Origin of the sequence: Okeania sp. SIO2B3 (assembly GCF_010672525.1) — a bacterium.
Lineage (GTDB): Bacteria > Cyanobacteriota > Cyanobacteriia > Cyanobacteriales > Microcoleaceae > Okeania.
In genome coordinates this window covers 1-11,971 of record NZ_JAAHGH010000069.1, presented here as the reverse complement: position 1 = coordinate 11,971, position 11,971 = coordinate 1, and the positions used below count along the sequence as shown (strand labels likewise).

Below are 11,971 nucleotides of genomic sequence, written 5' to 3'. Positions count from 1 at the left end.
AGAATGTGGTAATTGTTGTGTATGATATTCCTGATGACAAAAGGCGGACAAAGTTATCTAATTTTTTGGAGGGTTATGGTCGCCGGGTGCAGTTTTCTGTGTTTGAATGTTTCATTAGTTTGGAGGAGATGCGACAATTGCATGAAAAGGTGAAAAAGTTTGTTCTGCCAACAGAGGATAACGTTCGCTTTTACTGGATTTTTGCTGAAGCGATGTCGATGACGTTGACTGTTGGCAGTGAAAAGCCAGCACCACCACCTAATTTTTATGTGCTTTAGGAACAAAATGTGGCCGAAAAAAAATATTAAATTAGGTCTTGACAATTGGTATGTCTAAAGTTAAGATTAAAAGTAATGGATTTGGTATAAAGAACCTCGATAAATGAATAGTAGTATCTTTTTAATCATTTTTAGTCTTTTAGGAGTGGTTTAAAGGTGGTTTTTCATCTTTGCATGGTACCCCACATACACGCCTCCGAGAATCGCTGAAACCCTGATTCTTTCGTTGACCCGTGTATGTGCCTTGCCAGGAGCGGGTTTGAGGCGTGTCATTTTGGTAAAAATTGCTTTGTTGATTTTTTTATCAAAGGGGCGTGTATATTTGGGGGTCTGAAAGCCTTGCTCTGTCGTTGTTCCAAAACCGAACTCTCTAGTGCTTCGTCTGAAGCGGAATTAATGGAAACTTCTCTCTCCTCTATTTCTTCAATTAATTCATTTAAAACTCTAGTGCTTCGTCTGAAGCGGAATTAATGGAAACTTTAACTGGTGAAGAGGTAAAACAGATAGCTTTTACTCTAGTGCTTCGTCTGAAGCGGAATTAATGGAAACTTTCTCTCACCTCTTCTGAAATCATCGCTGTTAAAACAGCTCTAGTGCTTCGTCTGAAGCGGAATTAATGGAAACGTTATGACTTATAATTGGGGTCTTTAACAAGTGTAAACTCTAGTGCTTCGTCTGAAGCGGAATTAATGGAAACAAAATCCAGAATTCCAGCTGGTTTTTCGCCGTTTGCACGGCGTCTATTAGCCGTGCAAACCTCTAGTGCTTCGTCTGAAGCGGAATTAATGGAAACACTGTGCCAAACTCCAAAGTGGGTAGAAGGCTACCCTCTAGTGCTTCGTCTGAAGCGGAATTAATGGAAACGCTTCTTTTTGTTCTTGCTTATCTTTCTCAGATAAGCGATCCTCTAGTGCTTCGTCTGAAGCGGAATTAATGGAAACGGAAGCAGGGAAAGCCGAGATACACAGGGTTTTATGCTCTAGTGCTTCGTCTGAAGCGGAATTAATGGAAACTTCTTAGCCTTTTCGGCTTTTTTGTTTGTTACTTTTTTTTCTCTAGTGCTTCGTCTGAAGCGGAATTAATGGAAACTATGGTCGTTGGCAGCAAGGCTATTTTTTGTTTTCACTCTAGTGCTTCGTCTGAAGCGGAATTAATGGAAACGATCTGTTATAACGCTTATTGATGAAACAATGTTCTGAATTCTCTAGTGCTTCGTCTGAAGCGGAATTAATGGAAACTCAACTTCAGCCTTATCGAAAAGGCTTGATATGAACATTACCTCTAGTGCTTCGTCTGAAGCGGAATTAATGGAAACTTGGCTGTTGAGCTTAGCAAACTGGTGTGCAAATGCACTCTAGTGCTTCGTCTGAAGCGGAATTAATGGAAACAGTGAATTGTGGCTGTTGGTTTCCGTCATTGTTACTCTAGTGCTTCGTCTGAAGCGGAATTAATGGAAACTTGTCATCATTATTTATTTCAATGACCATAGATACTCTAGTGCTTCGTCTGAAGCGGAATTAATGGAAACAAAACGAAGATAGCTTCGCTAGGCAAAACATTGTCTACTCTAGTGCTTCGTCTGAAGCGGAATTAATGGAAACTAACTCTTCGGGTTTTCCTTCTTCTTTGACCCGACCTCTAGTGCTTCGTCTGAAGCGGAATTAATGGAAACGACTTATCCTTTCAAGGCATAGAGATAACGCAAAATTTTTACTACTCTAGTGCTTCGTCTGAAGCGGAATTAATGGAAACTAACTTTGATTTTTTCTTGCATACCCTTTTCCGACAGAGTCGGAAAACTCTAGTGCTTCGTCTGAAGCGGAATTAATGGAAACGTTTATTTGACATTTTTCTTACACTCCTAAAAAAATGAACTCTAGTGCTTCGTCTGAAGCGGAATTAATGGAAACCAGGTTGTTCAATAAAACAAACTCTTGTTTATCAGAGCTCTAGTGCTTCGTCTGAAGCGGAATTAATGGAAACAAACGTTTTGGGATAACTGATGAAACTTTTTGAAGTTTGCTTCTCTAGTGCTTCGTCTGAAGCGGAATTAATGGAAACGTTCATCATCATGTACCTTGCGATTCTTACTGGATCCATATCTCTAGTGCTTCGTCTGAAGCGGAATTAATGGAAACTTCATGATGGAAAGGCATAGAGCGGAGCAGTAGATAGTTCTCTAGTGCTTCGTCTGAAGCGGAATTAATGGAAACCATTAAAAACTACCACCGCAAAGGGGTAGTCTTTTTGGATAACTCTAGTGCTTCGTCTGAAGCGGAATTAATGGAAACAACAGTAACTTGGTAAACTTCATCTGTTGTTATACAGATGCCCTCTAGTGCTTCGTCTGAAGCGGAATTAATGGAAACTTTTTTCATCTTCCGTCTATTAACTTGGCCTCAAAAGTCTCTAGTGCTTCGTCTGAAGCGGAATTAATGGAAACCTCTCAAGAAAAGAAAAAATAGCTAGGGAGCTATTTCCTCTAGTGCTTCGTCTGAAGCGGAATTAATGGAAACTTCTGGGAGGCGTTCAATAAGATTTTCAACGCGAATTCTCTAGTGCTTCGTCTGAAGCGGAATTAATGGAAACTGTTGTCTGCTTTACAAACAGCCACTGAAACGTAAGAACTCTAGTGCTTCGTCTGAAGCGGAATTAATGGAAACTTCTAGAACTTGTTTTGTTAGTATTTTGACATCTGGCTCTAGTGCTTCGTCTGAAGCGGAATTAATGGAAACACGTTTACTTCCACAGTATTAGGTTGTGGAACGTTTGCCCTCTAGTGCTTCGTCTGAAGCGGAATTAATGGAAACATTTTTCTGTTGTCATTTGACTAAAGTACTAGTTCCTCTAGTGCTTCGTCTGAAGCGGAATTAATGGAAACAAGTTAGCGATGAGTGATTAAACGACTAAACCCAGTTAAAGGCTCTAGTGCTTCGTCTGAAGCGGAATTAATGGAAACGCCTTCCCTATGCTTAAGCATAGAGCAGAAACATAAATACTCTAGTGCTTCGTCTGAAGCGGAATTAATGGAAACTAATTTATGTACTCATGAGCACTTTTAGAGTGGTTATTTGCACTCTAGTGCTTCGTCTGAAGCGGAATTAATGGAAACATATCCGGGCAGGGCTCGTTGAGCCTTGCCAAATCGGCACTCTAGTGCTTCGTCTGAAGCGGAATTAATGGAAACTTTTATATGGATTGGAACGGCCATCCAGACCCCCTTGGACTCTAGTGCTTCGTCTGAAGCGGAATTAATGGAAACAACCGCCCTTGGTTATGCCAGCTCTGTTTGTTAAAAAAACTCTAGTGCTTCGTCTGAAGCGGAATTAATGGAAACGATAAGCATAATCCTGTCGCATTCATGCCAAAAAAACTCTAGTGCTTCGTCTGAAGCGGAATTAATGGAAACCCTTCGCTACCAAAGCTGTTGGTTTCAATACTACTCTCTAGTGCTTCGTCTGAAGCGGAATTAATGGAAACTTTCACTAGCCGGCACCGTAAATTGTTCCCCATAACTCTCTAGTGCTTCGTCTGAAGCGGAATTAATGGAAACTTCTTCTATAGCTTCAGCAATTTTGGCTTTTTCTTGTTCTGTACTCTAGTGCTTCGTCTGAAGCGGAATTAATGGAAACCTCGTGGGGATTTAGGGGATACTGAGGCTGTAACCTCTAGTGCTTCGTCTGAAGCGGAATTAATGGAAACTCTTCAATAATAGCGTTGATTTGACTTTGTGGCTCTAGTTCCTCTAGTGCTTCGTCTGAAGCGGAATTAATGGAAACAGTGTATATGCTACTAGGAATTTGCCTAGCAGCTTTTCCTCTAGTGCTTCGTCTGAAGCGGAATTAATGGAAACTTTGGGTTTCTTGGTCTTGTGAACCTTAAAACCCTCTAGTGCTTCGTCTGAAGCGGAATTAATGGAAACAATCGACACATAAAGCAAAGCATGCTTTGTATCTTTTGACTCTAGTGCTTCGTCTGAAGCGGAATTAATGGAAACAAGTTGACCCAACCAAAGTGTCATAAGATCCGTCTTTCTCTAGTGCTTCGTCTGAAGCGGAATTAATGGAAACTTAAATCCGTTCACAATCTCGGAATTTTGAACTTGACTCTAGTGCTTCGTCTGAAGCGGAATTAATGGAAACACCGCTACCCTTTCGGGCGCAAATTCGGTGGCTTCAAACTCTAGTGCTTCGTCTGAAGCGGAATTAATGGAAACATTTTTCGGGGGCAAGTGCCCTTCCATCAACCTTACTCTAGTGCTTCGTCTGAAGCGGAATTAATGGAAACCTCGGGGGTAACGGAAGCTGTTACCCTATAGTCCCAAATAACTCTAGTGCTTCGTCTGAAGCGGAATTAATGGAAACCCCAGATTGACTAATTCAGAATTTTGTACTTGACTTGCTCTAGTGCTTCGTCTGAAGCGGAATTAATGGAAACCTGAATTTGTTTACCTCCTTTGAATATTAGGTCAACAAACTCTAGTGCTTCGTCTGAAGCGGAATTAATGGAAACTCTCAGTATTACTATAACCACTTAGCTTAAAAATTAACTCTAGTGCTTCGTCTGAAGCGGAATTAATGGAAACAATAAGATATTATTCCATTATTAAAAAAGTTGAATCTCTAGTGCTTCGTCTGAAGCGGAATTAATGGAAACTTTTCCCCCAAGGGGGAAAACCACAAAACCTAACCTCTAGTGCTTCGTCTGAAGCGGAATTAATGGAAACCTCTTACTTAACTACCCAAGGGGGTAGCTTATAACTCTAGTGCTTCGTCTGAAGCGGAATTAATGGAAACGTGATACGGCTTGGCTAAGATTTTGTTGGTAGCGACCTCTAGTGCTTCGTCTGAAGCGGAATTAATGGAAACGTATGCGTATTGGGACGCGAATACTATTGCTTACTCTAGTGCTTCGTCTGAAGCGGAATTAATGGAAACCAGTCCCGGCAGCTGCGTTGCGAGCGCCGAACTTTGCCGCAAGCTCTAGTGCTTCGTCTGAAGCGGAATTAATGGAAACTATGAAGAAGGCGTAATAGGCGCGGGCGAGCCTATCGGTCACTCTAGTGCTTCGTCTGAAGCGGAATTAATGGAAACTTGCTGTGGCTGACGACGTTGTGTCGTGCTGCTAGTCCTCTCTAGTGCTTCGTCTGAAGCGGAATTAATGGAAACTTCACCGTTGCTTGAAACTGTACCGACATGCACGACTCTAGTGCTTCGTCTGAAGCGGAATTAATGGAAACCTCCGCTGCCTTCACCGCCCTAGATTACCTTTCAGTCTCTAGTGCTTCGTCTGAAGCGGAATTAATGGAAACCGTAGGTGCTGGAGTTGACTCTGGCTCAGGGGTGTAACTCTAGTGCTTCGTCTGAAGCGGAATTAATGGAAACTAGAGTTAAGTCCTGCCGCAGGACTTCTTCAATCATATGCTGGACTCTAGTGCTTCGTCTGAAGCGGAATTAATGGAAACTTTTCCTCCACTCCCCATGCTTCATCGCAATATGAAGCACTCTAGTGCTTCGTCTGAAGCGGAATTAATGGAAACCAGCATGTGGGAAGCCGTGAGGCTTCTGACATATTGTCTCTAGTGCTTCGTCTGAAGCGGAATTAATGGAAACAAAAGGAGGGTAGTACTAGAAAAAACGAAAAGAGCTCTAGTGCTTCGTCTGAAGCGGAATTAATGGAAACGTTTTCTTCTCCATTAACGGATACAGTCCCTTCGAAATTGCCTCTAGTGCTTCGTCTGAAGCGGAATTAATGGAAACGAAATTGCCGTCTTTTTTGACGGTAATTTTAAAATTAAGCTCTAGTGCTTCGTCTGAAGCGGAATTAATGGAAACAATGTGTAGCCCACCATTGAGCACTGCGTCGCTCTCTAGTGCTTCGTCTGAAGCGGAATTAATGGAAACTAGGGTGCATATGAGCATCCCTAAATACTTCAGAACTCTAGTGCTTCGTCTGAAGCGGAATTAATGGAAACTTCAGACGACTCCCCAACAAAAGTTAGCTTATGTATAGACTCTAGTGCTTCGTCTGAAGCGGAATTAATGGAAACTTTGTAGAGTCGTAGTGGACTTGCTTGCAAATCCTTAGATCTCTAGTGCTTCGTCTGAAGCGGAATTAATGGAAACAATCTTGTATTGATACTGTTTTCGGATCTTTTACTTGTAGACCTCTAGTGCTTCGTCTGAAGCGGAATTAATGGAAACACACGCCTGCGTGATGATGGCAGAGCCATCCGTTTTTACACTCTAGTGCTTCGTCTGAAGCGGAATTAATGGAAACTTCAACCCGTATGATACCATCAACAACGCAACCACTATTATCCTCTAGTGCTTCGTCTGAAGCGGAATTAATGGAAACTTTGCGGCATTGTTTTCTGCAATTTCTTGCAGAATTTCCTCTAGTGCTTCGTCTGAAGCGGAATTAATGGAAACCATATCCAAGACCGCCTGCACCACCTTTTTGCACTGAACCTTCTCTAGTGCTTCGTCTGAAGCGGAATTAATGGAAACTTCCTCAATACCAGAGGAGGTTTTTTTTTGGCCAAATTGTCTCTCCCAGCACGAAAGCGATATAGCTGCCACTAGGCTCTGCTAATACTCATTTTGACTAGAAAAACCCCTTTCCATACCCATGCTTAAATATAAACAGTTAAGAAAAACGAACAAAAAAATGAATCAAAACCAACCATGACAACAACTCGACGAGTATTAATTCTCGCTGATAGCGACAATACTTTCCTCAGCGCACAAAGCTTTAACCGCAAAGTAGACTGGGAAAAAATCCGCGACTACTTAGCCAACCCAAACGAAGGTAGAGAACTCATCGAAATGGTGATCTACGTTGGCCTACCACCTGCAAAAGAGCGATTCCAGGAACAACGGAAAACCAAAGAAAAATTCGTCTATTGGGCAAAAAGCAATGGATTTTTAGTAGTTCCCAAAGAAGGTAAAGCCAAAGGCGATGACTACGAAACCAATATAGACATCGTGATGGCAATGGACGCAGTAGAACTAGCATTAGAAGTTCGCCCCGACATCGTCGTCTTAGTGACAGGTGACTCTGACTTTGCTTACCTGGCAGAAAAACTCAGACGCAGGGGGATGCGTGTCGAAGTTGCATCCGTCGAACAATCTTTAGGCAACGATTTAAAAATTGCAGCCAGTAGCATTGTAGACTTAGTGGGAATTTTTGATGGATTTAAACAGCAAAAAAAAAGCCAAGAATACCACAGAATAGGTAATAGCAATCTTTTTGATTGAAGAAAAAGCCAGGAGCCAGAATTTCCTTCGGAATGTTCCGCAAACAGGAGCCAGAAATTATAGCAAGAGTGGAGAATGTGGCAGTGCGAGCGTCTCCCTCGCAAATATACAGCGGATTCCACCAGGCGTGAGGTACACTCACGCGGGCAAGATGCCCGCACTGGGAGAATTTCATTTTAATATCTGTACTCCGTATACTTGGAATATGCTGTAACAGGAAGAGTTTCGGGAATTCTAACCCCTAAATTATAACCCCTAAATTCAGAATTCTAAATTCCTAAGTCCAGAAAAAAATGTAAATTAACACGAAAATTAAACGAAAAAAACCATGAAAAAAATTCTAGCTCTACCTCAAGCAATTTCCAAAAAAGCAATGGAAACCCTCAATGGAAAATTAGTTGATCGGCAACCAAACGGGTTCAATTATATCCGCTTCAAATTAGAATATTTGACTCAACAATTTGAAAAAATCGACCAACAATTTGAAAAATTTGAATCAGCTTTAAGTGCGACAAACCTCCAAGATTACGAACAAATTAATTCTCTTAAACAATCAGTTCAAAAACTAGAAACACTCTATTATCGACTATTATCAACAACTGTAGCTTCTTCAGTTATCTTGGGTATTTTATTCTTAGGAATGGGTATAAATCAAGTATCTTTTCAGAGAGCACAACTTGAAAATACTTTAGTAGAAAAGTCGGTATCTAATCGATAGAATTTAGAATTCAGAATTCAGGAGTAATATCAAATCCGTCGATCATCATACAATGCGTAAGGGCGAATGCCATTCGCTCCTACATAGACTCTTAGTCTTAATAATGCTGAATAACATCGATGCTACAGGATTTGATATCTTACATTTTAACAAAATAGGAGAAATAAATGAAAGCTGTTGTTAATGGCAAATTAATTGATTTGCCCCAAGGTGCCACTGTGGAAGAATTGCGGGCTAAACTGCCAGAAATAGGTAATGACGATATCATGGAAGAAGGATTCGGCAAAACCAAACCTTTGCAAGAAAATGAAGCTCTAAAAGAAGGTTCTAAAGTTTGGACAGTTCCCAAAATTGTAAAAGGCAGAGGATAATTATGACAATTACAATTAACGCTAGTTCTACCAAATTTAAACCAAATACTCGAATAAAAGCTGAACTGAAACTGTTAGAAAAAGTAGCAAAAAATATCATTGTAGGTAGTAAAACTATTAGCGATATTCAATATACTGCTGTTCTAATTAAAGGAATGCCTTTATCTTCTTCTAAATTCAAAGTAACTAATTCCGACGTACTGTTTTTATTACCATTAGATTACCCTCGTTTGCCCCCTATTGGCTGTTATCTTAACTATCCATGGAGCAGTGTAGGAGAAGGAGACCATCATTTTACCAGGCAGAGTCACTACGGCGCACCATTTTTAAATGAGGAAGGTTGGTATTGGTATTGTGTGGGATTAGGTGGTGGTTTTAATCAAGAACGATGGCTTAATTCTTGGCGACCAAAAAAACAACCAGAAAACGGGCATAACCTTGTCACCTTATTTGTTACTGCTCGTCACGCAATTAATAGTAGTGATGATTAGGTGATTTCAGTTATCAGTCATCAGTTTATCTGTTAGATCGAGTCTTATAGCAGATTCCTCGCATAAGAAGTACAGATTTAATAATTAAATTTTTTCAGTGCGAGCATCTTGCTCGCTTGGGTGTACCTCACGCTTGGTGGAATCCGCTGTATTAGTTAGCCATAATAAATTAGACATCTCTAGTCATCTTTAGATAACTTCTGCTTTGAGCCTAGAAATTTATTTCTAGTGCAGGATGGCAGAAATAACTAACCAGTAAAAAAAGGTTGAAAAGCTTGTACAATAACCTTTCTTCCCTTCGGCCTTCTGCCTCCAGCATAGCTGCCTTTTTGCACTAGGCGGATGGCATGGCTCACCAAGTTCGCCAAGCTCACCAACCCCGCTCCAGTAGGTTGGGTAGAACGAAGTGTTAGGGTCGCTTATCCGTAGGATAAACCCAACAACAATCACGTTGAGTTCAGCTTTGTTGGGTTTCGCGGACTCAACCCAACCTACTTTTTTAGGCTGACTCCTGACTCCTATCAAAAAAAAAATGATACAAAAATCTTCAAATATATCTTTACACATCCCGCCATTAATGTGGCAGCAGTTTCGTCAGATGATGTTAAATACACAAACCGCCGGAGAAGAAATTATTGGATTTTTCTTCTGTAAACATCATCAAATTTCAGAAACTCGACTTAGGTATTTTCCCAAAACATGGGTTGTTCCTACTAACTCGTGTTATGAACATCAATCTACAACAGGATTAGTGTTAAAACAAGAATTTCACTTGTACTTACTCAAAACTTATCTCGAAGATGGATACGACCTCGTTCATATTCATACCCACCCAGGTTTTGATACACCTTGCTTTTCTACAGTAGACGATCGCCATGAATCAGAATATGCTCAATTTCTGACCACAAATTTTGAAAAGCAACCACGATTAATTTCTGGCATTTTCAACGAGTCATTACAGAAACCAAACTTCCGCATCTGGAACCAACTCGGAAGCTCATTTGAGGAAGTTGACTTTTATTCATCATGGTTTGAGAGAAGGCAGAAGCGGTGCGACCCCGCGTCGGCGACAGACGCAAGGGAATGCGCACCAAGAGAGGCAGAAGGCAGGAGGCAGAAGGCTTTTGTTACTCCAACATCTCAACTTGCTCAAGATAGAGATTTGACTCTACCAAAGAGCCAAACAATTTTGGATGAGAAAGCGATGAAACTGGAACAAACAGGCTCTTCAGATGTAATGTTTGCTCGTCAAGAAATCTTTGGTAACGCATTGCAAGAAAAACTGAACGAACTCACAGTAACATTAATAGGTTGTGGTGGTATAGGGTCAGTTTTTGCAGAAGTTTTTGGGCGTTTGGGCGTCAAAAATTGGGTATTAATTGACCATGACTGCCTCGAAACCACAAATCTCAATCGAATGCCAGGGGCAACATGGGAGATGGCAGAGCAGCAGTTACCCAAGGTTGAATATGTGAAGCAATTAATTCAACAAATTTATCGGATGAATGCTAATGTCAAAACTATACCCACTACTATTGAAAATGAATTAGCGACTCAAGAAATAGGAGCCTCCGATTTAATTGTTGTGGCAACTGATAATCATTACTCTCGACAAGTTGCTCAGGAATTAGCACTTAAATATATGAGACCTTTGGTGTGTTTGGGAACTCATATTGAGATTAGAAGGCAGAAGGCAGGAGGCAGAGGGCAGAAGGATGAGGAACTTTCCGTTTCTACCTTACAAAGGGAAAACCTTGTCGATATTCCCCGAATGTATTCTCGCATTACAATACCTCCACTAGGCGGGGGTTGGTGCTTGATGTGTGGTAATATTATTAATTCACAAATGGCGGCTTTAGAATCTGCACCTCGTGAAATTGAGCAAGTAGCTCAATATGCAGGTTACATGGAAGGTATTGATGCTCCTGCTGTTTTTTGGTTGAACAGTATTTGTGCTAGTACGGCAGTGGGGATAATTCAAGGAATGGTTAGTGGATTTTTGGACATTGATGCTGGTTTGGACTGGATTTATAAATTTCCTGAGTCCAAGTGGTATAAAACTGATACAGATTATTTAGTCAATACTGATTGTTATTTTTGTGGCGCTGAAGTTCAAGCAGACTAGCCAGATATCTGAAGTCAGAAGCCTTTCCACCACATTTTATGTGTGAGGAGCGTCGGAATGGGGATATTTAATAATAATTGCGGTATTTTTTCCGAGCCATTCTTTTTGCCTTTTTTGTATTCCATCTAGGCACATCTCTCAATCTAGGTGTATTCTGTAATTCTTCAGGAATTAATTGACCTGTTAGCGCATTGATAACTGATGCAATAAATTTACAACAACTTTTAGGAGATACTATAATTTGCTCTTCAGCAAAACGAATTACAATCCAATTTTTCTCCAAAAAGAAATCATCTCTATCTTTATCTTTAGGAATATCGATACAATGAGTAGGTTTCTTTTTTTTCGCATCATAAGGCTCATCTATTTCAATATCTACATATAAGTTCCACGCTGGCAAATGTAAAATAAAATCTGGAGTATAAGGATATTCTACATATTTTACCATCTTGTAATCTATTAATATTTGCCCAGGGAAATAACGATTTAATTTATCATAAAAACTAAATTCAGTGCGACCTTTTGGTGCAGAGCTTCCCGGAGTAGGAGACAAGACTTCGAGCTGGTTGAACCGATGTTTATAGTGTTCAATGACCTTATTCCTTTGAATAAAATCAATCTGATTTGTTAAAATTTGACTGTGGCTATTAGTAGTTGCCAATTCCTGATTTTGCCATTGCTTTAATGCCTGTTCATATTGTCTTAAAGCCGAGTCATGTTCAGTTTTTT

General features: G+C 40.5%; 6 protein-coding genes, 1 pseudogene and 1 CRISPR repeat array. Of the genes and pseudogenes, 6 read left to right on the top strand and 1 reads right to left on the bottom strand.

What is annotated here, in order from left to right; genetic code table 11:
- Positions 1-5: 5 nt before the first annotated feature.
- The 6 genes from cas2 to F6K15_RS27600 all read left to right on the top strand — a co-directional run bounded on the left by cas2 (position 6) and on the right by F6K15_RS27600 (position 11,242).
- Positions 6-278 carry a CRISPR-associated endonuclease Cas2 gene (gene cas2 / locus F6K15_RS27625; RefSeq protein WP_293067155.1) on the top strand — a complete coding sequence of 91 codons (273 nt, stop codon included), beginning with the start codon at positions 6-8 and terminating at the stop codon, positions 276-278.
- Between the two features lie 368 nt (positions 279-646).
- Positions 647-6,787: a CRISPR direct-repeat array (repeat unit 36 nt; unit sequence CTCTAGTGCTTCGTCTGAAGCGGAATTAATGGAAAC).
- Between the two features lie 177 nt (positions 6,788-6,964).
- Positions 6,965-7,537 (top strand): NYN domain-containing protein, encoded by a 573-nt coding sequence (locus F6K15_RS27620; protein WP_293067153.1) that lies wholly within the window; start codon positions 6,965-6,967, stop codon positions 7,535-7,537.
- Positions 7,538-7,865: 328 nt separating this feature from the next.
- Positions 7,866-8,255 (top strand): hypothetical protein, encoded by a 390-nt coding sequence (locus tag F6K15_RS27615; RefSeq protein ID WP_293067152.1) that lies wholly within the window; start codon positions 7,866-7,868, stop codon positions 8,253-8,255.
- 167 nt (positions 8,256-8,422) lie between these two features.
- Positions 8,423-8,626, top strand: a complete 204-nt coding sequence (locus F6K15_RS27610) for a hypothetical protein (protein WP_293067149.1) — start codon at positions 8,423-8,425, stop codon at positions 8,624-8,626.
- Positions 8,627-8,628: 2 nt separating this feature from the next.
- Positions 8,629-9,117, top strand: coding sequence for a hypothetical protein (locus F6K15_RS27605; RefSeq protein WP_293067148.1), 489 nt, complete (start codon positions 8,629-8,631; stop codon positions 9,115-9,117).
- Positions 9,118-9,649: 532 nt separating this feature from the next.
- Positions 9,650-11,242 (top strand): ThiF family adenylyltransferase, encoded by a 1,593-nt coding sequence (locus F6K15_RS27600; protein ID WP_293067146.1) that lies wholly within the window; start codon positions 9,650-9,652, stop codon positions 11,240-11,242.
- 67 nt (positions 11,243-11,309) lie between these two features.
- Here F6K15_RS27600 and F6K15_RS27595 read toward each other — a convergent pair.
- Positions 11,310-11,971: pseudogene (locus tag F6K15_RS27595) on the bottom strand (hypothetical protein); the annotation flags it as partial.

Coding starts and splice junctions, on each gene's coding strand:
- F6K15_RS27600 (WP_293067146.1), top strand. CDS start 9,650: ATGATACAAAAATCTTCAAATATATCTTTACACATCCCGCCATTAATG.
- F6K15_RS27610 (WP_293067149.1), top strand. CDS start 8,423: ATGAAAGCTGTTGTTAATGGCAAATTAATTGATTTGCCCCAAGGTGCC.
- F6K15_RS27620 (WP_293067153.1), top strand. CDS start 6,965: ATGACAACAACTCGACGAGTATTAATTCTCGCTGATAGCGACAATACT.
- F6K15_RS27605 (WP_293067148.1), top strand. CDS start 8,629: ATGACAATTACAATTAACGCTAGTTCTACCAAATTTAAACCAAATACT.
- F6K15_RS27615 (WP_293067152.1), top strand. CDS start 7,866: ATGAAAAAAATTCTAGCTCTACCTCAAGCAATTTCCAAAAAAGCAATG.